The sequence below is a fragment of the Akkermansia muciniphila ATCC BAA-835 genome (assembly GCF_000020225.1).
Taxonomy (GTDB): Bacteria; Verrucomicrobiota; Verrucomicrobiia; order Verrucomicrobiales; family Akkermansiaceae; genus Akkermansia; species Akkermansia muciniphila.
Genome location: NC_010655.1, coordinates 812,443 through 832,248 on the forward strand (window position 1 = coordinate 812,443; position 19,806 = coordinate 832,248).

The window sequence follows — 19,806 nt, forward strand, 5'->3', positions numbered from 1 at the left end:
TAATTGGAATTGTGAATTATATAATGGTTTTAAATTTCCCGCAGGAAAGTTTCTGGTTATAAGACGACTCTGTTCATGTATTTGTATAAACATCTCGTTTTTATCGTTTAGTGTTGACTTCGGATTGGGAATCCGTTACCCGTGCTTTTTTGAAGTACCTGATCAACATGAAATTATCTACATTCTGCATCTTATGTTGCCTTTCCGCAGGTCTTTCCCAGGCTGCCACCTACGTCTGGAGCGGAGCGGCAGGGAACGGAATTTACGGAAATTCCAACAACTGGACGGTCAACGGCGCGCCGAACGGCTATTATCCGCAAAGCAATAGTGATACCGCCATCATCGGAGAAAATGCCGGAACGATCACCTGGTCCACCGGGCAATCTTATTTCGGAGCCACTAACACAGTCCAAATAGACTCCGGAAGCACCCTGCTTTGTACAACGGAAATAGGAGATCTCAACGTTAATTCTTTCACGCTGAAAGGCAATTCCCAATTGATATTTGAATCCAGCAACGCCCTTGGACTGGGACGTGATTTCACGCTGAACTTCGGCACGTTTACGGCGGAGGAACACGGTTCCTGGGTTGCCACGAATCTCCCCAGCTTCTGGACCAATGGGAAAACCGTCACCTTCGTCGGCACACTGGATATGAACAACCTTTCCGGAAGCGGAACTATTGAACTCGCTTCCATTAAATCTTCCCAACTGGGAGGCAATCTCAATTTGGACCTGAGCGGCCTGGACATTACCGGCAACAACCAAATTCAAGCGGATGTAACACAGGTCACGGAAAACGACATCATCAAGGTGTTGATTAACTACGAAACCGTTCCGGAACCCACAACGGCCACGCTGAGCCTCCTGGGACTGGGCGGTCTGCTGTTAAGAAGAAAGAGACAGTAGCCTCTTCCGCATGTCTGATTCCACCCCGGCTTATTCCTCAAGGAAAGCCGGGGTTTTCTTTTGCCGCTGGCCCGGTTTGCGCACGCCTCCCTTATATCGCAACATTTATCCTGCGGAACCATATAGCATCCTTCCAGACGGAAAAATCCGTTTTCCAGAGCAGGTCAGAACTCGCAATTCCGCGGGGTACGGGCAAAAGGCAGGACGTCGCGGATGTTGGTCACCCCGGTCACGAACATCAACAGGCGTTCAAACCCGGCACCGAATCCGGCGTGCGGCACCGTGCCGTAGCGGCGCAGATCCGCATACCACCGGTACGCTTCCGCATTCATGCCCATGCTGCGCATGTTTTCCTCCAGAATATCCAGCCGCTCCTCACGCTGGCTGCCACCCACGATTTCACCAATGCCGGGCACCAGCACATCCATGGCGGTAACGGTCTTTCCGTCTTCATTCAGGCGCATATAGAAGGGTTTAATCTCCTTCGGGTAGTTGTACACGATGACGGGGCATTTAAAATGCTCCTCCGTCAGGAAGCGTTCATGTTCGCTCTGCAGATTGATGCCCCAGGAAACGGGGTAATCAAATGTTTTGCCGCTCTTGAGCAGGATATCCACGGCTTCCGTATAGGAACAGCGCACAAACGGCGTTTCCTTCACATGCTCCAGGCGTTCCCGCAGCCCCTTGTCTACAAAACGGGTCAGGAATTCCACTTCTTCCGCGCTGTTTGCCAAGGCATCGCCGACGAGAAAACGGACAAACTCTTCCGCCATGTCCATGTCTCCATACAGGTCGCAGAATGCCATTTCAGGCTCCACCATCCAGAATTCCGCCGCATGGCGCGTAGTATTGGAGTTCTCCGCCCGGAACGTGGGGCCAAAGGTATAAATGTTGCTCAGGGCGCACGCGAACGCTTCCCCTTCCAGCTGGCCGCTTACCGTGAGGTAGGCCGCCTTGCCGAAGAAATCCCGGGAGGCGTCACGGGAAGTAGCGTCTCCCACATCCAAAGTCGTCACGCGGAACATTTCTCCGGCCCCTTCGCAGTCACTGGCGGTAATAATGGGAGTGCTGACCCAGGAAAAATCCCTTTCCTGGAAAAAGCGGTGGATGGCGAAGGCCAGCCTGCTGCGCATGCGGAACACGGCTCCAAACAGGTTGGTGCGGGGGCGCAAATGGGCGATGGAACGCAGAAACTCCGGCGTATGCCCCTTTTTCTGCAAGGGATAGGAATCCGGAACAGCCCCCACCAGCTCCAGGGAAGCGGCGCGCAATTCCCATCGCTGCCTTCCCTGCCCGGCAACCAGAGCGCCGCGGATGCTCACGGCAGACCCCGTAGCCATTTCTCCAATCCGTTCATAGCCGGGGATACCCTCATCCGCCACGACCTGCAGGGAGGCGACGGAGGAACCGTCATTCACCTCCAGAAAGGAAAAAGCCTTGGAATCACGGCGCGTACGCACCCATCCCTGAATCAGTACGTCCGGCATTTCCTCCTCACTGTCCAGGACATGTTTCACCAATGTTCTGTTCATCATGGCGCAAGTATAATACAGCGCCTTGCCCATGCCAGCAGAATTGCTTCACCACGGAGAGAATATTACGGATTTTCCGGCAGAGAAGGAGGGGATATGCCGCACCTGTTATTTGGAAGGCTGCATGACCTGCCGCCCCGTCGTAATGGCGATGGCATCCGCCAGCGGCATTTCCTTCTCCGTATGGGCGGCCCCCCAGGAATCTGAAAAGATAAGCGTTTTCTTTTCCTCGTCAAAACCGATAATCAGCCTCAAATGGCCTCCGCGCGTCTGGGACAAACGCAACGGTTCCGGAACAATGCCAAGCTGCACGGACCAAAACACGGGGATGCCCGCCATGATATAGGGCCTGATGGCATTGAGCCACCTGTCCACCTGGGACGGTGATCCGGCACGCGCCAGCTTCAGGACTTCTCCGTCCGCATTGTCCCAGAAACCGGACCAGTCATGTTCATTTTCCACCTTCTCTTTTTTCAGCTTGGAGGCAGCGCGGTTATAGGCTTTCAGCAGATTCCTGAAATCACGGGAATTCGCCAGGGAATCCAGCACTTTGATCCGTATCTGGAAGCGCGTCCCGATTTTTTTCAGGTTTTCCGCCATTGCCGCCGTATTAGTGCCTCCGTCCGCAGAGGTATTGGCCAGGGAAGCCAGTTCATGCTGATCCACATAGTCCATTCCATAATAGGCAAAAATGCGGGCGGCGGTAGCCACCACGCAATAACCTTTCTGGCCCTGGTCCACCATGGGAATATCCTGAATCACCACCCGCTTTCCTTCTTTCCTGACGTGCTGCTTGATATCCGCCTTTCTGGCCCGGGAAGAAGCATCTCCCCTCGCGATGGAATCTTCCGTGGGACCGGCCTTCATCCGGATAAATTCCGCTTCAAACTCCCTGCCCTCCCGCGATGTATTGATCTCCAGGGTAATCGCCCCGTTGTCCCAAATCCAGGACCAGCCGTTGACTTTGACTACCGCCTCCTTACGGGAGGCCCGGTACTCCTTGGGCTGAATCCCGGTAAGAGCGGTCAGGGATTCCTTGATGAGCTCCAGGCGCTTGTCAAATTCATCCTTGCCAATGGCCCCGTTATCCCCCTTGTTGTACATCATGACAGTCATTGACTGGGGGGCTCCGTCCTTCCAGTTCACCAGCATTTCCCCCAGGGACATGTCCCCTATCTTGATGGAGGGCTTCGCAATCCGGAGCTGGGTCTTGCCTTTATCCACCCAGCCGCCGGGCTCTCCGTTAAAATACTTTCCGAACAAATCCGGCTGAGGCAGCTTCCAGAACGCACCAGACTTTAAATCCGGCGCCATGTTGCCCGCGCCCCAGGCGGAGGGAAGAAGGCAGCAGACTGAAAGGAAAGGCAGAATGGCAGAGATAAATCGCATAACGAAAAAAGGGGCGGGGAATAGCCCCGCTGCTCGGAATCTACGCTGGTAATGTATTCTCCCATGACGGTTCTGCCAAGAAAAAATGAATCTTCCTCCAGCGAACCATTCCTTCTTTATCCTCTCCCATCCGTCCTTTTCTAATAATGCTGCCCGGTAAAAAAACCGGCCTGCCGCAGTAAATTCCGCAGCAGGCCGGTTTGAATGAATAAACCAGTCCGATGATTTACATGAACGGACGCAAACGCTGCATGATAGCGTCCTTGGAAGAAGCTCCCACCATCGTATCCATGATTTCCCCGTCCTTGATAATCAGAAGAGTGGGGATAGTGCGCACGCCATAGGTGGCGGCCAGTCCGTTGTTGGCGTCCACATCCACTTTGCCCACTTTGATCTTACCGGCCAATTCCGTAGAAAGCTGGTCAATAATCGGGGCGATCATGCGGCAGGGACCGCACCATGTAGCCCAGAAATCGACAAGCACAGGAATGTCGGACTTCAGAACTTCATCCTCAAAATTTGCTTCAGAAAATACGTTTGCCATAGTACCGCTTAGAGTATTTCAACAATCATTACGTTCACTTATTCTTCCGCATCGGCGCCATCATCGGAAGACTCTTCAGCAGAAACGTCATCGGCCGTTTCTTCATCGGCGGCGGGAGCAGCGGGGGCAGGCTTGGAGTCTCCGCCCAGCCAGCCAACCATGCTGCGGGCTTCCAAGGTGTCCGTAGCGTATTGATAACCGATGAAAACAAGCGCAAAGGCAAGGGCCACAAAGGAGAGGACATTCAGCAGCGTACTGGGAGCCGCATCCGTATCTTCTTGAAACTTCCTGGCCGTAAAGGAGGCGGAAGAAACCGGAGAGGCCGCGGGTGCGGTATTCAGCCCGATGGTGGCCTGCGGAAGCTGTGCTGTCGCCATGCCTGCTCCGGGAGGAGTCAGAGGAACAGTAGGAGCGGCAGCGGCAGGCGCCGCGCCAGCAGGAGGAACCACGGGGGCCACAGGCGTAGTGGCGGAGCCGAGGGCAACCGTCTTTAATCCTCCGCCAAGCTTGATGCCTCCGCCAAGACCGGCGGGACGAAGGGGAATAGTGGGCGCAGCGGCGGCAGGCGGAGCAGCAGGTGCCGCAGGCGCGGCGGCTACCGGAGGAACGGCCGGAGCGGCAGGTGCCTTGGGCACGGAAGGAGCAGCCGGCGGAGTCGGAATGCTGGGCGGAGGCGGAGTACCGCCCGGAATGGAGGGGGGAGGTGGATTACTCATATCGGAAAAATAACTGTGCTGAACGATAGCTCTCGCTTATTTCAGCCCGTAAATCAAGAAAAAGAATGCGTAGAACCTGAATTCCGTGCAATTTTTTTTAATTTGAAGCGTATTCCATCTCAAACACGCTGTCCGGACTTGCCCTGAAAAGCGTTCTTTCCTACGCTGTGTATCCGGCATTATCTCATATGAAACCCATTACCAAACTAGCTTCCTCCACCCTGCCCGACGGCTCCGTTCTCGACCTATGGGAACGGGACGGTTTCCACTTTCTTTTGCGCGACGGCGTACAGACAGCGTCCAGCTTTTCCCACGGAAGCAATGAAGCGGCGGCAGCCATGGCGGCGGCTCCGGTTAAAAGAGCCAACCAGCCCTCCTTCCTTCTCGACGGCCTCGGCCTGGGATTCACCCTGTTCGCCCTGATGGATCAAATTCGCAGAGAAAAGGCCCGCTTCATCGTGGCGGAACCCTGCAAACCGCTTATCTACTGGCACAAGGAACTGATGAACCAGGAACGGCCCGGATTCCTGCACGATCCCCGCGTCAGCGTGGAATTTACCCCGGCGCTTCAAATCGCCCGCAAGAATCCGAAAAGCTTCCACGCCATTCTGTCCCATTCCACGCACGAACGCATGAACCTGAGCGTAGCCGAAGCTTCCGACTATTTTGCCGCACTCAAGCAGGGCGGTCTGCTGGTCATTACGGTAGCCCGCCCGGACACCCGACTTTCCCGGACACTGCAAAAAGCGGGGTTCGAAGTAAGCACGGAAGCCGTTCCGGCCTCACATAAAGGAAAGAAAACCGCTTTTCACACCGTTATTCTTGGAAAGAAGGGACGTTTCGTCCCCTTCTCCGCTCACCAGTCCTGATTCCATCCTATTATTATGAACTGCACATCCCTTACCATGGCCGGACTTCTGGCCGCCCTGTCCCTGGGAATTCCCTCCCTGGCGGATTCCATTGCCCCGGGCATTCTTCTTCCCAAAAAAAATACCAAATCCATTTCCTTCTCCCCCAAGGGGACCTCGGACATTTTCCTGCTCGGAATCATGCCGCAGGGAAGTTCCGTCAAGAAAGGGGAATCCGTAGCTCAGGCGGACTTCCGCATACTGGACAATAGTATCGAAGATTATGAACGCGCCATCAAGAGCAAGAACCTGGAGGTGTTGAAACTCCGGTACGCCCTGGACCAGCAGAAGGAACGTTCCGCCCTGGCCCTGCAAAAATATCAGACGGCCCTGACACGGACGGAAGAGGATCAAAAGGATTTTCTGGAAAAACGGAAGGCCCGCATGCTGGCGGAAGAAGAGGAACGCGTCAACAAAGCCCTGCGCCACATGTCCTACAAACAGGAAGAGCTGAACCAGCTTACCAAGATGTACAAGGATGACCAGGTGGCGGAAGAAACGGAAGAGATCATTTTGAAACGCCTGAAAAATGAACTTGGGGAAAGCGAATTTGCCGTTCAGGGAGCCAAACTCGTTGCGGAACTGGCCAAGCTGCGCAATATTCATCGCCTGGGGGAAGACTATGCTACGGCAGTCAAGGAAAAGCAGATGGATCTGGAACAGGCAAGGAAGCAGGCGGATTTTGATCTGGAACAGAAAAAGATAGCCCTGACGGAGGCGGAAGTCTCCCTGAGACGCCTTCAGAATAAGTACAATGAACTGAAAGCAGACCGGGAAATGGCCTCTTTCAAGGCCCCGGAAAACGGCATCCTGCTGTACGGCGGATATGTGGCGGACAAGTGGGTGGCCATTCCGGTGGCGGAAAAGCTGAAACCCGGCGGCAAACTGGGAGCTTTTGACAAAATCGCCACCATCGTTCCGCCAAACTCGGAACTGATTGTCCAGGCTACTCTTCCGGACTCCACCGCTACGCCCAAGGTGGGGGAAACCGTCGTCATCAAAATAACGAACATGCAGATTCCCGGCGTTATTACGGAAGCCAGCCCCATTCCGGGAGCAGACGGCAAGCGCCGCATTATCATCACGCCCAAGGTTCCCGCCAGCCAGATTTTCGCCCCCGGCCTTCCCGTCCAGGTGACCATCAAGGACCAACAGGCCTGATTTCCCTTAACGGATCCCCATGAATAAAGCCGTCCTTTTCCTTGCCGCCCTTGGAGCCAGTACGGCGCTCTGCGCTCCTGTTCCGGCGGAAAAAGCGGAAAAAAGGGATACCATTCCCATTGCCAGGGTTCCGGATGTTCCGCCTCCCTCCCGGGAAACGCTGGACGCTTCTATCCGGAAGGCGGCTGACTTTCTGTTGAAAGAACAGAACAGGGACGGTTCCTGGGGAAACCATACGCGCACCAAGGGTCTGAATGTTCTCTGCCCTTATCCGGAAGGCCCCAGATCATTCAGGACAGCCTCCACCTCTTTGTGCGTGATCGGCCTCCTGACCAGCCCCCTGAAAGAAGACCCCGCCGTCAAGGCATCCCTGGACAAGGCGCTGCAGTACCTGCTAACCACGCTGCCCACCCTGAAACGGGGAGACACCCGTACCGTGCTTGGCGTATGGGGCCATGCCTACGGCCTCTCCGCCCTGAGCCGGGCGGCGCGGAACCTTCCTGCGGATGCCCCTTTGCGCGAAGAACTCAAAAAGGTGGCCTCCCTCCAAGTCAAAGCGCTGGACCAGATGGCGGACGTCCAAGGCGGCTGGGGCTATTACACATTTGAAACTTTTTCCAAGCGTCCCATTGGAGAACCCACTTCCTTCCTGACGGCTACAGTCCTTCTTGCCTACAAGGACGCGGAACAGGCCTTTGGCCTCAAAGCGGAACCCCGCATCGTCAAACGCGCCGTCGCCTGCCTGGAAAAACTGAGGACGCCCGCCGGCAGCTACGTCTATTCCCTTTCCCATTCCTTTTATCCCGGCAGGCCCATCAACCGCCACACCGGCAGCCTGGCCCGCACTCCCGCCGGGGATCTGGCTCTGATGCGGTATGACCCGTCCTTTATTTCCAGGAGTCAGCTGGAAGACGGCCTGGAACGCATCTGGAGCCGCGGCGGCTGGCTTTCGCTGGCTGTAAAGAAGCCCATTCCCCATGAAAGCTTTGCCCAGAACGCGGGCTATTTTTTCTATTACGGGTATTATTACGCCGCCCGCTGCCTGGAGGAAGTGACGCCGGAACACCTGGCGCGCCATGCGGCCCATCTGGCAAGCGACCTCCTGCCCATGCAGGAAGAAGACGGGTCCTGGTGGGATTACCCCCTGTACAATTACCACAAATTCTACGGCACCGGATATGCCTTATATGCCGTCTCCCGCGTCAGAGAATCCCTGTATCCCTCTGATGCGGCAACAACTTCATGACCCATGTTCCGCCCGCTGACGACCATTTTTCTCGCCACCTTGTGCCTGCATCTTCCCGCAGCGCAGGGGGAATCCGTGCCAGAGGAAAAAACGGATGTTATTCCAATCGCCAAAATCTCGGATATTTCCCCCGCAAAACCCGGACAATTTGACAGGGCATTCCGCCGCGGCGTGGATTTCCTGCTGAAAACGCAAAATAAGGACGGCTCCTGGGGCGACCACCGGGTAATCGGCACCTGGAACATCCTCTGCCCCTACCCGGACGGGCCCCTCACCTTCAAAACAGCCAGTACCGCCCTGTGCATTGCAGGGCTCAACGCCAGCCCCCTGCATCATGAACCCGTCGTGCAGGAAGCCATGACCCGTGCTGAAGACTATCTAATCCGTACGATGCCCCATCTGAAACGCGGCGACGCTCTGTGCGTTTACAACACCTGGGCGCATACTTACGTGCTGGATGCCATGAGCATGAGGGCTGCAAGACTGGCCCCGGACAGCCTTCGCTACAGGGAACTGAAGGAATGCGCCCGCTCCCAGGTAAAAAAACTTAATGAACTGGCTTCCGCCATGGGGGGCTGGGGCTACCTCACTTATTCCGGCTTCAGCAAACGCCCTGCGGCCCAGCCCACCTCTTTCCTGACGGGAACCGTCCTTATCTCCGCCTGGATGGCAGGAAAATCATTCGGCCTTTCCCTTGATGATAAAATATTTACCCGCGCGCTGAAATTCCTCAAATCCCAGAGGACGCCTGCGGGAACCTATGTTTATTCCCTTTCCCATTCCTTCTATCCCGGCAGGCCCATCAACCGCCATACCGGCAGCCTGGCCCGGACTCCCGCCTGTGATTACGCCATCAGGCTCTGGGAACCGGAGGACATCTCCCTGCGCCAGCTTGTGGACGGCCTGGACCGCCTGTGGAGCCGCAGGGGATGGCTGACGATGGCCCTGCATAAACCAACTCCCCACGAGAGTTTCGCCCAGAATTCCGGCTATTTTTTCTATTACGGATACTATTATTCAGGAATGTGCCTGGACATGCTGGCGCCAAACCAGGTAAAGCGTCATGCATCCCTGTTGGCGGACGATATTCTCACCCGCCAGGGAACAGACGGGGCCTGGTGGGACTACCCCCTGTATAATTACCACAAATTCTACGGCACCGGATATGCCCTGTACGCTCTTTCCCGCGCCTGGGACAAGCTGTACGGCCAACCGGAACCTTCTCCATCCTCTATTTCCACACTATCCCGGCCATGATAAATACCATGAAATCGCTTTTGGCGCTCTGCCTGTTTTACAGTGCGGCTTCCGTCTCCACCGCAGAAACCCCAATTAAACATACTTCCTTCAGACCCGGAGAAATCTGGACGGACAACAACGGCGCGCACATCAACGCCCACGGCGGCGGCATCCTGTACGACAAGGGAACCTATTACTGGTACGGGGAACACAAGGTGGAGGGGGACGCGGGAAACTATGCCCAGGTGGGGGTTCACTGCTATTCCTCCAAAGACCTCTATAACTGGAAGGACGAAGGAATCGCCCTGAAGGTGGTGGAGGGGGACCATTCCCACCCCATCGCCAGGGGCTGCATCCTGGAACGCCCCAAAGTGGTTTACAACAAAAAGACCGGAAAGTACGTGATGTGGTTCCACCTGGAACTCAAGGGGAAAGGATATGGATCCGCTTACGCGGGGGTGGCAACGGCAGCAAAACCCACAGGGCCATTTAAGTTCCTGAAGGCCGGGCGAGTCAATCCGGGCAAATGGCCCCTGAACATGGATAAAAAGGACCAAACCATGGAGACATTCAAAGGGGTACCCGGCCTGACTTCCAGCGCACTGCCCGAAGGCGTACGTTCCGAGGATATGTTCAAGAAGGATTTTGAAAAAGGACAGATGAGCCGGGACATGACCATTTTTGTGGATGACGACGGCAAGGCCTACCACATTTATTCTTCTGAAGAAAATAGCACAACACACATTGCGGAGCTGACACCGGATTACACGGGGCATACGGGAAAATTCGTCCGGGCATTTCCCGGACGCTTCATGGAAGCTCCCGCCATCTTCAAACATAAAGGCAAATACTATTTCATCGCCTCCGGATGCACGGGCTGGGCTCCCAACGCCGCCCGCAGCGCCGTGGCCAAAAACATCGCCGGCCCATGGATGGAATTGAAAAATCCCTGCGTGGGGCCCAAGGCAGGCATCACGTTCGGCGGCCAGAGCACTTTCATCCTGCCCGTGCAGGGCAAGCCCGGAAAATTCATCTTCATGGCGGACATCTGGCGACCGCAAAATGCCATTGACGGCCGCTATATGTGGCTTCCCATCCAGTTTGACGGAGACCAGATCAAACTGGAATGGAAGGACGAATGGACGCTGAAAGACATGTAGTACGTTTACCTCCAATACATATGAAAATATTAACAGCCATCCTTTCCGCTAATCTGGCATGCTGCCTTTTCTCCGTTGCCGCAGCAGAAACCCCAATTAAACACACCTCCTTCAGACCCGGGGAAATCTGGACGGACAACAACGGCGCGCACATCAACGCCCACGGCGGCGGCATCCTGTACGACAAGGGAACCTATTACTGGTACGGGGAACACAAGGTGGAGGGGGACGCGGGAAACTATGCCCAGGTGGGGGTTCACTGCTATTCCTCCAAAGACCTCTATAACTGGAAGGACGAAGGAATCGCCCTGAAGGTGGTGGAGGGGGACCATTCCCACCCCATCGCCAAGGGCTGCATCCTGGAACGCCCCAAAGTGGTTTACAACAAAAAGACCGGAAAGTACGTGATGTGGTTCCACCTGGAACTCAAGGGGAAAGGATATGGATCCGCTTACGCGGGGGTGGCAACGGCAGCAAAACCCACAGGGCCATTCAAGTTCCTGAAAGCCGGGCGAGTCAACCCGGGCAAATGGCCCCTGAACATGGATAAAAAGGATCAGACGACCGAATTCACCAAGGAAATGCCCGACTACGTCCGCATCATCCGCAGGGACTATCCCGGCGGGCAGATGAGCCGGGACATGACCATTTTTGTGGACGACAATGGAAAAGCCTACCACATCTATTCCTCGGAAGGCAATATCACCCTTCACATCGCGGAGCTGACGCCGGATTACACGGGGCATACGGGAAAATATGTCCGGGCGTTCATCAACCGTTACATGGAAGCTCCTGCTATTTGCAAACACAAGGGCAAATACTATCTTATCGCTTCCGGATGCACGGGCTGGGCTCCCAACGCCGCCCGCAGCGCCGTGGCCAAAAACATCGCCGGCCCATGGATGGAATTGAAAAATCCCTGCGTGGGGCCCAAGGCAGGCATCACGTTCGGCGGCCAGAGCACTTTCATCCTGCCTGTACAGGGCAAACCCGGAAAATTCATCTTCATGGCGGACATCTGGCGGCCCAAAAACGCCATTGACGGCCGTTACCTGTGGCTGCCCATGAAATGGGAGGGTGACCAGATTATCCTGGAATGGAAGGATGAATGGACGCTGGATGACCTGTAAATTTATCTCCTTCCTTTTTATGCAGGATACGGTTTATTGCTTCCATCTCCTTGCCGGAAGGCAGAAGCGGAGCCTTCTGTATGCCTTGTGCTCCGCTCTCCTTGTTGCAGCAGTCTGGCTGCTTCATCCGGAATGGCCTTTCTGGGCGGGCTACATTGCCTGGGCACTCGCTTACGCGGCAACGCTGATTGTTCAACACACCATTCCCCTTCCCATCCGCTGCCCGCACTGCGGAAACGCCGGGCTTTATTCTGCTCCGCAAACTCCGGAAGAACAAAGAAGGCCGGATACAGGCATCATGCTGGAATGCCGGGGTTGCGGTTCCACCTTTTACACGGACGCCTATTTGCCCTGGCCGGGAAAAATTATCCGCCGGCGCCCCACTTGCCCGGAAGAATGGGAAGAAAAATCTGCCCGTAAACAAGCCGGGCCCGCTTCCTCCGGAGAGGAACGCAGGCCGGAAAGGTCTTTCGTCAACGGAGGAAAAATCTAACGGGCTTTTTTGGAAGCCATCACGTAATTCCTCATGCGCTGGTCTGCGGGGGTGGTGGGGCGCACGCTGGTAACCCAATTGCCGTCCTTATCCTTCTTTTTGATTTCCGTTCTGTCGCGGTACAATTTCGCGGAGAAATCGCTGGAATCAAGAACAACCGGCCCCGGACCTGTCGTGACAATGGGAGTGGGAGGAACCTCCGCAACCACCGTCATTGGAGCGGCAAGGGAATTATACCAGTACACCAGTTCCTGCTGGCCGACAGGATCGTCCGGATAAGGAGCATAAGCTCCGTTATTGGTGGAAACCTTTACATAGGCCGGTTCCGGAAATGTGGTCTGATAGGAAGAGGGGGAACAGGCCCCCAACAACAAAAGGCCGGCTCCGCCGGCAATAATCATGGAATGCAGTTTCATATAGGCATTGGACTCTCTTCCGCCACCTGCCGTTCAGAGGATGTACGGTTCCGGAATATTACGGGCACCCGCGCGTCTTGCACTTGAGCGCCATTCCCAGCGCCGTACGCCATCATGCGGAGGAAAGGAGCTTGCCGTCCCCCCGGCGGCATGGTTGAATATTATTTCCTCTCCATGATTACGGATTTCCGGCTGAAAGTGTTTGAAACCGTCGCACGGCGCCTGAATTTTACGCGCGCGGCGGAAGAACTGTTCATCACGCAGCCGGCCGTCACCCGGCATATCAAGGAACTGGAACGTCTGCTGGATGCCCGTCTGTTCAAAAGGGAGGGACGAGGGATTGCCCTGACGGCGGAAGGCGTGCGCCTGCTGGCCCATTCCCGCCGCATCCTCAAGGAATACGAAACGCTGGCTGAAGAAATATCCTTTGGCCGCAATTCCCCTGTTTCCGGCGAATTGAGCCTGGGAGCCAGCTCCACCATGTCCCAGTATGTGCTGCCTCCGCTGCTGGCCCTGTTCAACCGCCATTACCCGGAAATACGCATATGGCTGAAAAGCGGCAATACGGAGGAAATAGAACAGGCCGTCCAGGATGAATCCGTGCAGCTTGGCATCGTGGAAGGCACGGCAACGCGCGCGAACCTGCATTACCAGCCATTTATGGAGGACGAAATTATTCTGGCAGGAGGCATGCAGGCCGCCGTGCCCAGTGAAGGGCTTTCCCTCCCGCAACTCTCCCATGTGCCCCTGATCATGCGTGAACCGGGGTCCGGCACGCGTCGGGTGGTGGAGGAAGCGCTGAAAAAACACGGGATCTCCGTTTCCGGCCTCCATGTTCTGATGATGCTGGGCAATACGGAAAGCATCAAAATGTATCTGGAGCATTCTCCGGCGTGCTCTTTTCTCTCCTCCCTTGCTGTCCGGGGAGAATTCAAACGCGGAAGTTTGAAGAAAATACATCTTCGCCACCTGGAAATTCGCCGCACCTTCCACTTCGTCTCAGGACATGGAGACCACAGCAGAATCAATGAACTGTTCATCAAGTTCTGCCGATATTATTATAACAAAATTTAATTGGCTATAACAATTTTTAATTAGATTTTATAATGGCTGCATCGTATATTATTCCGCAGCCAATTCGGTACGCTCCCGGCCAGATACAACGGGCAGCCGCAACCATCATTTACCGACCATGTCTCCCAAACATCTAGCCAATCCCCTCCACGGCATCCTGCTTATTGTTCTGTTTTCCTTTTCCGCTTTTTACATTGCTGATTTTGAATGGGTGAAACATCTTTCCCTCAGCCCGCTGATCGTCGGCATCGTGCTGGGAATGCTTTACGCCAACAGCCTGCGCAACCACCTTCCGGAAACATGGGTTCCCGGCATTCAGTTCTGCACCAAGCAGGTTTTGAGAACAGGCATTGTCCTGTACGGATTCAAACTGACTTTTCAAAGTGTCATCGACATCGGCGGCTCCGCCCTGGCGCTCGACCTTATTGTGGTCACTCTCACCATTCTTCTGGGAGCCGGGCTGGGGCGCCTGCTGAAAATGGACAGGGACACGGCCCTGCTGACCTCCATCGGCAGTTCCATTTGCGGGGCAGCAGCCGTTCTGGGGGCGGAACCCGTCGTCAAAAGCAAACCTTACAAAGCCGCTGTGGCCGTTTCCACCGTGGTCATCTTCGGCACGCTCTCCATGTTTCTGTATCCAGCCCTGCACCGGGCCGGAATACTGGATCTGACGCCGGAACAAATGGGGCTTTTTACCGGAGCCACCCTTCATGAAGTGGCGCATGTGGTGGGCGCCGGCAACGCCATGGGGCAAGCTATTTCCGATCCGGCCATTATCGTCAAAATGATCCGGGTAATGATGCTGGCCCCGGTGCTGGTCGTCCTGAGCATTGTCCTGGCCCGGAGGGACCCCTCTTCCGGAGCAAACGGGGAAAAACGGAAAATTACCATTCCCTGGTTCGCCTTCCTGTTCCTTGCCGTCATTGGCTTTAATTCCCTGCACCTGCTGCCTGCCGGACTTGTGGACGCCATAAACACCCTGGATACATTCCTGCTGACCATGGCGATGACGGCCCTGGGCGCGGAATCCAGCTTTGAGAAGTTTAAAAAAGCCGGAGCGCGGCCTTTCCTGCTTGCAGGCTTCCTGTATATCTGGCTTTTCTTCGGAGGTTACTGGCTGGTCAAGCTGATCAGCCTCTAAATTCTAAAAACATTCCTCCTGCGGAAAGAGGGCAAGGCCTACGCCCTGCCTTTCCGAACAGGAGAAAAAAGCCGTTTCACCGGCAGAACGTGAGAACCGTTTCAGCACAGGTTCACCGCCTCGTTCCATCCTGATTTCCTGCCAGAAAATCCGGTTGAAAAGGATCACCGGAGAAACCATGCCGGCATGGGATGACGGAACATGCGGAGCGCCGCATCCTGCCCGCATTACTCCCTACTGGCCACCTGTGCCGCCCAATACAGACATCCTCTCTTTGCTTTCTCCGCTACTGCGGCAGGTTTTCCCGGTAAGGCTCAATAAAAATTCATAGTCAAACCGTTTGGAGACGCTATAGTATGCGTACCCAGTTCTTAAAAACAAATGGCAACCAAATTATTCATTCCCGGACCCACTGAAGTAGCACCTGAAGTACTTGCCGCCATGAGCGGCCCAATGATGGGACACCGATCCAAAGCGGCCTCCGCCCTGCAGCGCCGCATTTCCAACAATCTGCGCCGCATCCTGCTGACGGAACAGGAAATTCTGCTTTCCACTTCCTCCGGTACGGGCCTGATGGAAGGCGCCGTGCGTTCCTGCACCGCCAAACGCGCCGCCATTTTTTCCGTGGGCGCCTTCGGCGACAAATGGTACAAGATCGCTACGGGCAACGGCGTGCCCTCCGATATTTTCAAGAGCGAACTGGGGCAGCCCACTACCCCGGAAATGGTGGACGCCGCCCTCTCCACCGGCAAATACGACACCATTTGCATCACGCACAATGAGACGTCCACCGGCATCCAGAACCCGGTGGAGGAAATTGCGGAAGTGCTTAAAAAATACCCGGATGTCGTGTGGTGCATGGACGCCGTGAGTTCCGCCGCCGGCTCCCGGATTGAAACGGACAAGCTGGGCGTGGACGTACTGGTGACCTCCACCCAGAAGGCGCTTGCCCTGCCTCCCGGCATGGCTGTCTGCACGCTATCCCAAAAAGCGTACGAACGCACCGCCTCCGTTCCCAACCGCGGCTGCTACTTTGACCTGCGTTCCATTTACGACACCATCCAGAAGAAGGACTACCAGTACACGAACACTCCCTGCATCTCCATCATGTACGCCATGGACCTCCAGCTCCAGCGCATCATGCAGGAAGGTGTGGAAAACCGCTTTGCGCGTCATGAAGCCATGGCCGAATTCGTGCGTTCCTGGGCGGATGAATATTTCAGCGTCTTTGCCAACCGGGACCACCTTTCCTGCACCCTGACGGTGATCAGCAACACGAGGGACATTGACATCGCCTCCCTGAACAACTCCCTGATCGAACGCGGCATGCAGCTCGGCAACGGTTACGGGGACTTGAAGAACAAAACGTTCCGCATTGCCCACATGGGCGAGCTGACGATGAATGACATGCGCTCCATCACGTCCAGCATCGTGGATATCCTGAAGCTCAAATAAGCGAGGCCCCTGCCCTCTTTTCCGGCTCCGTCCGGAAAAGAGGGCGGAACGCCTCCGCCGGAACATGAACGGAACAATCGCCGGGAACAGGATACATCGCGGATATCCCGGAACTTGTTCATCTTTGATCTTTTCCGCATCCCGGCGGCATTCGTCATCGTCCAAGCTTTCAATCAGGCACGGTCTTTCCGGGACAACCCGTTCTTTCAGGACTCCATTTCACGTTATTTGCTGCTGTTCATTGCGGCATGCATTTTGGCCGGGCTTGTTTCCAGCATTCGTGCGCTATATCATCCTTCCCATTACTGACTTTCCGAACTCTTCCTTCCATGTCCACTCTCCATCCCTTCCCCGCCCTGCGTCCTCCTCGGGAACTGGCCGCGCGGGTCTCCTCCCTCCCCTATGATGTCATGAACCACCGGGAAGCCGAGGAAATGGCCGCCGGAAATGACGCCTCTTTCCTCCATATCTGCCGTTCCGACATCGACACGAGCGAAGCTGCCATCCATGCCCCGGAAACCTACGCCAAGGCCAGGGAAAACCTGGAAAGGTTTGTCCGCGAAGGGTACCTCTTCCGGGATGAACGGCCGTCTTTCTACATCTACCGACAAATCATGTGGGGGCGCGTACAGACGGGCATCGTCGGCTGCGCCTCCGTGGATGAATATGCCAGCGGCGCCATTAAAAAGCACGAACTGACCCGCAGGGAAAAGGAACTTGACCGGATTGAGCATTTTGACGCCTGCTCCGCTCAGACGGAACCGGTATTCCTGGCCTACCGCAAACATGAAGGTCTTTCCGCCATCATCCGGGAATGGATTAAATTCCACAAACCCGAATATGATTTTACCACGGAGGACGGCGTCACCCATATCCTGTGGCCCGTTTCCGAGCCCGGCACGGTGGAAGACATCCGCAAAAGCTTTGAGGAAGTGGACGCCCTTTACATTGCGGACGGGCACCACCGCACGGCTTCCAGCGCTGCCGTTTCCGCCAGGCGCCGCCAGAAACACCCGGACTACACGGGGCAGGAAGAATTCAACTACCTGATGGCTGTCGTCTTTTGTGATGAAGACCTTTTCATCATGGACTACAACCGCGTCATACGCGACCTGAACGGCCTGACTGAAGAGGAATTCATGGAAAAACTCCGTACCTCCTTTGACATAAATCCTGTGGATACCATTCCCGGAGAAGGCTACGCCCCCCGCGCCAAGCATGAGTTCGGCATGTATCTGAATGGACGCTGGTATTCCGCCACGGCCAAACCGGGAACCTTCCCGGTCGGCCATCCCATCGAAAGCCTGGACTGCGCCATCCTCCAGGCGAATGTGCTGGCTCCCATTCTGGGCATTGACGATCCACGCACGAGCGACCGCATCGACTTCGTAGGAGGAATCCGCGGTCTGGGAGAACTGGAACGCCGCTGTTCCGGGGAAATGGCGCTGGCTTTCTCCCTGTATCCCGTCACCATGGCCGACCTTTTCCGCGTAGCGGACGCCGGAGAAATCATGCCTCCCAAATCCACCTGGTTTGAACCCAAGCTGCGCAGCGGGCTTTTTATCCATACCATTGAACAATAATCTTTTCCACCGTACCAACATGAACAAGGTCCTTATTCCTACCAAACTCTCCGACGTAGCGGCCAACACGCTTAAAACGGCCGGCTATGAAGTCATCCAGGACGCTGATACGCCTCTGGAAAAACAGGTAGCCGCCCATCCGGATGCCGTGGCTCTGATCGTCCGCAGCGAAAAAGTCACTCCGGAAATCATGGACGCCCTTCCTTCCCTGAAGCTGGTCGTCCGCGCCGGAGCCGGTTACGACAACATTGACATTGTGTACGCCCGCAAAAAAAACGTGGACGTCATGAATACCCCCGGGGCCAACTCCAATGCTGTGGCGGAAGAAGTCATGGCCATGATTCTGGCCTACTACCGCCACATCGTCCAGGCGGACGCCACCACCCGGGAAGGCCTGTGGGAAAAGAAAAAATACATGGGCAGCGAGCTGACCAAAAAGACGGTGGGCATCATCGGCCTGGGCAACATCGGCCGCAACCTCGTCAAGCGTCTGCAGGGATTTGAACCCATTCTGCTGGGCTACGATCACTTTCTGGCACGCCAGCGCGCCCTGAACATCGGCGTCACCCCTACCAGCATTGAAGATATTTTCTCCCAGTGCGACATTATTACCCTGCACGTTCCGGGCGGCCCCTCCACCCACCACATGGTGAACGCGGAGCTCATTGGAAAAATGAAAGACGGAGCAGTACTCATCAACTGCTCCCGCTACGGCGTGGTGGATGAAGAAGCGCTGGCCGCCGCCAAGGCCGCAGGCAAAAACATCGGCTACCTGACGGACGTACATCCCAAGGACGCGCCCGGAGAGAAGCCTTCCGCCCCCATTGCGGATTTGATTCTTCCCCACCTGGGAGCCAACACCCGGGAGGCCAATACGAAAGCGGCCAAACGCGCCGCAGAACAGATGATCGCCTACTTTTCCGACGGCGACACCTCCTGCGTGGTGAACGGGGAATCCCCCAGCGGCCTCAATCCGGCCCATCTTCAACTGGCGTTTCTGCTCGCCTCCCTGGCGCGCAAGGCCGGCGGCAACAAGCCCATCCGCCGCGTGGAATGCACTTTTTACGGCAACCTGCGCATTTTCCGCAAATGGTTTACGGCCCCCATTCTGGAAGGCCTTCTGCCGCATGCGGAAAAAGGGCTCATGCCTGCCGCCGCGGAAGAATCCCTGCGGGAGCACGGCATCGTTTTCAAAGCGAGGGAACCCAAAGACGACAAACCTTATGAAGATTCCATCACGCTGGACGTGGCCATGGAAGAGGAAGAGGAATATTTCCACACCAGCGTGCGCGGCGTGGTGACGGAAGGCATCCCCATGGTCTCCCGCCTGAACAATTTCAACGGATTGTACGCGGACCTGCGCGGCACGACATTATGCCTGCGCTACAAGGACCGCCCGGGTATTATCGCCCTCATCGGCTCCGCCCTGTCTTCCAATGGAATCAACATTGACAACATCGCCGCCCCGGCCGACCACGCCACCAGGGAGGCCCTGACCGTGATTAAGACCAACCAGCCGGTTTCCGATGAACTGCTGGATAAAATCGCGAAAGAGATAGATGCCATCTCTGCGTTTTCCCTGAATCTTTAACAGGGAAAGACGCATTTCCGGAAACCTGCTTTTCAGACCGCCCGCTTCCTTCATCTCCGGAGGGAAGCGGGCGGTTCTTATTTCTGCCATGTTGACAAGGCTTACCCATTTTTATATCAT

Annotated in this window: 18 protein-coding genes; 13 read left to right on the plus strand and 5 right to left on the minus strand. The window is 55.7% G+C overall.

The annotated features are described in order from the left end of the window. Positions 1-167 precede the first annotated feature (167 nt). A complete protein-coding gene (locus tag AMUC_RS03740; protein WP_012419740.1) occupies positions 168-908 on the plus strand; it encodes a PEP-CTERM sorting domain-containing protein in 741 nt (246 codons plus the stop codon). Positions 909-1,072: 164 nt separating this feature from the next. On the opposite strand, the gene asnS is transcribed toward AMUC_RS03740, so the two are convergent. From asnS to AMUC_RS03760, 4 genes are all read right to left on the minus strand, one after another. Beyond that, positions 1,073-2,440 carry an asparagine--tRNA ligase gene (gene asnS / locus AMUC_RS03745; protein WP_042448742.1) on the minus strand — a complete coding sequence of 456 codons (1,368 nt, stop codon included), beginning with the start codon at positions 2,438-2,440 and terminating at the stop codon, positions 1,073-1,075. Between the two features lie 108 nt (positions 2,441-2,548). Next, positions 2,549-3,829 (minus strand): C39 family peptidase, encoded by a 1,281-nt coding sequence (locus AMUC_RS03750; RefSeq protein ID WP_012419742.1) that lies wholly within the window; start codon positions 3,827-3,829, stop codon positions 2,549-2,551. 226 nt (positions 3,830-4,055) lie between these two features. Beyond that, the gene (gene trxA / locus AMUC_RS03755; protein WP_012419743.1) at positions 4,056-4,373 is read right to left on the minus strand and encodes a thioredoxin; all 318 of its coding nucleotides are present in this window, start codon (positions 4,371-4,373) and stop codon (positions 4,056-4,058) included. Positions 4,374-4,411: 38 nt separating this feature from the next. Then, positions 4,412-5,089 (minus strand): hypothetical protein, encoded by a 678-nt coding sequence (locus AMUC_RS03760; RefSeq protein ID WP_031930442.1) that lies wholly within the window; start codon positions 5,087-5,089, stop codon positions 4,412-4,414. A 188-nt stretch (positions 5,090-5,277) separates the two neighbouring features. Here AMUC_RS03760 and AMUC_RS03765 point away from each other — a divergent pair, with 188 nt between their 5' ends. The 7 genes from AMUC_RS03765 to AMUC_RS03795 are packed head-to-tail and all read left to right on the plus strand — an operon-like array spanning position 5,278 to position 12,426. After that, positions 5,278-5,958 carry a hypothetical protein gene (locus AMUC_RS03765; RefSeq protein WP_012419745.1) on the plus strand — a complete coding sequence of 227 codons (681 nt, stop codon included), beginning with the start codon at positions 5,278-5,280 and terminating at the stop codon, positions 5,956-5,958. Positions 5,959-5,973: 15 nt separating this feature from the next. Next, positions 5,974-7,158, plus strand: a complete 1,185-nt coding sequence (locus AMUC_RS03770) for an HlyD family secretion protein (protein WP_012419746.1) — start codon at positions 5,974-5,976, stop codon at positions 7,156-7,158. Between the two features lie 19 nt (positions 7,159-7,177). After that, a complete protein-coding gene (locus tag AMUC_RS03775; protein WP_012419747.1) occupies positions 7,178-8,404 on the plus strand; it encodes a prenyltransferase/squalene oxidase repeat-containing protein in 1,227 nt (408 codons plus the stop codon). Between the two features lie 3 nt (positions 8,405-8,407). Next, positions 8,408-9,661 (plus strand): prenyltransferase/squalene oxidase repeat-containing protein, encoded by a 1,254-nt coding sequence (locus AMUC_RS03780; protein WP_012419748.1) that lies wholly within the window; start codon positions 8,408-8,410, stop codon positions 9,659-9,661. An 8-nt stretch (positions 9,662-9,669) separates the two neighbouring features. Further along, complete coding sequence (locus tag AMUC_RS03785; protein ID WP_102740272.1) at positions 9,670-10,803, plus strand: glycoside hydrolase family 43 protein; 1,134 nt, start codon at positions 9,670-9,672, stop codon at positions 10,801-10,803. 20 nt (positions 10,804-10,823) lie between these two features. Continuing rightward, a complete protein-coding gene (locus AMUC_RS03790) occupies positions 10,824-11,933 on the plus strand; it encodes a glycoside hydrolase family 43 protein (protein ID WP_012419750.1) in 1,110 nt (369 codons plus the stop codon). 19 nt (positions 11,934-11,952) lie between these two features. Next, positions 11,953-12,426: a hypothetical protein gene (locus AMUC_RS03795; RefSeq protein WP_143245880.1), complete on the plus strand. Its 474-nt coding sequence runs from the start codon at positions 11,953-11,955 to the stop codon at positions 12,424-12,426. On the opposite strand, the gene AMUC_RS03800 is transcribed toward AMUC_RS03795, so the two are convergent. Next, positions 12,423-12,842 carry a hypothetical protein gene (locus AMUC_RS03800; RefSeq protein WP_012419752.1) on the minus strand — a complete coding sequence of 140 codons (420 nt, stop codon included), beginning with the start codon at positions 12,840-12,842 and terminating at the stop codon, positions 12,423-12,425. The two genes, AMUC_RS03795 and AMUC_RS03800, sit on opposite strands and share 4 nt — an antisense overlap. A gap of 150 nt (positions 12,843-12,992) precedes the next feature. Here AMUC_RS03800 and AMUC_RS03805 point away from each other — a divergent pair, with 150 nt between their 5' ends. From AMUC_RS03805 to AMUC_RS03835, 5 genes are all read left to right on the plus strand, one after another. Beyond that, positions 12,993-13,916, plus strand: a complete 924-nt coding sequence (locus tag AMUC_RS03805; protein ID WP_012419753.1) for a LysR substrate-binding domain-containing protein — start codon at positions 12,993-12,995, stop codon at positions 13,914-13,916. Positions 13,917-14,034: 118 nt separating this feature from the next. Next, complete coding sequence (locus AMUC_RS03810; RefSeq protein WP_012419754.1) at positions 14,035-15,057, plus strand: YeiH family protein; 1,023 nt, start codon at positions 14,035-14,037, stop codon at positions 15,055-15,057. Positions 15,058-15,438: 381 nt separating this feature from the next. Continuing rightward, positions 15,439-16,512 (plus strand): pyridoxal-phosphate-dependent aminotransferase family protein, encoded by a 1,074-nt coding sequence (locus AMUC_RS03820; RefSeq protein ID WP_012419755.1) that lies wholly within the window; start codon positions 15,439-15,441, stop codon positions 16,510-16,512. A 329-nt stretch (positions 16,513-16,841) separates the two neighbouring features. Continuing rightward, on the plus strand, positions 16,842-18,095 hold the full coding sequence (locus tag AMUC_RS03830) for a DUF1015 domain-containing protein (protein WP_012419756.1): 1,254 nt from the start codon (positions 16,842-16,844) through the stop codon (positions 18,093-18,095). A 19-nt stretch (positions 18,096-18,114) separates the two neighbouring features. Next, entirely contained in the window at positions 18,115-19,686 is a 1,572-nt protein-coding gene (locus AMUC_RS03835) for a 3-phosphoglycerate dehydrogenase family protein (protein ID WP_012419757.1), read from the plus strand. Positions 19,687-19,806: the final 120 nt, after the last annotated feature.

Coding starts and splice junctions, on each gene's coding strand:
- AMUC_RS03775 (WP_012419747.1), top strand. CDS start 7,178: ATGAATAAAGCCGTCCTTTTCCTTGCCGCCCTTGGAGCCAGTACGGCG.
- AMUC_RS03820 (WP_012419755.1), top strand. CDS start 15,439: ATGGCAACCAAATTATTCATTCCCGGACCCACTGAAGTAGCACCTGAA.
- AMUC_RS03770 (WP_012419746.1), top strand. CDS start 5,974: ATGAACTGCACATCCCTTACCATGGCCGGACTTCTGGCCGCCCTGTCC.
- AMUC_RS03835 (WP_012419757.1), top strand. CDS start 18,115: ATGAACAAGGTCCTTATTCCTACCAAACTCTCCGACGTAGCGGCCAAC.
- AMUC_RS03765 (WP_012419745.1), top strand. CDS start 5,278: ATGAAACCCATTACCAAACTAGCTTCCTCCACCCTGCCCGACGGCTCC.
- trxA (WP_012419743.1), bottom strand. CDS start 4,373: ATGGCAAACGTATTTTCTGAAGCAAATTTTGAGGATGAAGTTCTGAAG.
- AMUC_RS03795 (WP_143245880.1), top strand. CDS start 11,953: ATGCAGGATACGGTTTATTGCTTCCATCTCCTTGCCGGAAGGCAGAAG.
- AMUC_RS03785 (WP_102740272.1), top strand. CDS start 9,670: ATGAAATCGCTTTTGGCGCTCTGCCTGTTTTACAGTGCGGCTTCCGTC.
- AMUC_RS03780 (WP_012419748.1), top strand. CDS start 8,408: ATGTTCCGCCCGCTGACGACCATTTTTCTCGCCACCTTGTGCCTGCAT.
- AMUC_RS03740 (WP_012419740.1), top strand. CDS start 168: ATGAAATTATCTACATTCTGCATCTTATGTTGCCTTTCCGCAGGTCTT.
- AMUC_RS03805 (WP_012419753.1), top strand. CDS start 12,993: ATGGTTGAATATTATTTCCTCTCCATGATTACGGATTTCCGGCTGAAA.
- AMUC_RS03810 (WP_012419754.1), top strand. CDS start 14,035: ATGTCTCCCAAACATCTAGCCAATCCCCTCCACGGCATCCTGCTTATT.
- AMUC_RS03830 (WP_012419756.1), top strand. CDS start 16,842: ATGTCCACTCTCCATCCCTTCCCCGCCCTGCGTCCTCCTCGGGAACTG.
- AMUC_RS03760 (WP_031930442.1), bottom strand. CDS start 5,089: ATGAGTAATCCACCTCCCCCCTCCATTCCGGGCGGTACTCCGCCTCCG.
- AMUC_RS03790 (WP_012419750.1), top strand. CDS start 10,824: ATGAAAATATTAACAGCCATCCTTTCCGCTAATCTGGCATGCTGCCTT.
- asnS (WP_042448742.1), bottom strand. CDS start 2,440: ATGAACAGAACATTGGTGAAACATGTCCTGGACAGTGAGGAGGAAATG.
- AMUC_RS03750 (WP_012419742.1), bottom strand. CDS start 3,829: ATGCGATTTATCTCTGCCATTCTGCCTTTCCTTTCAGTCTGCTGCCTT.
- AMUC_RS03800 (WP_012419752.1), bottom strand. CDS start 12,842: ATGAAACTGCATTCCATGATTATTGCCGGCGGAGCCGGCCTTTTGTTG.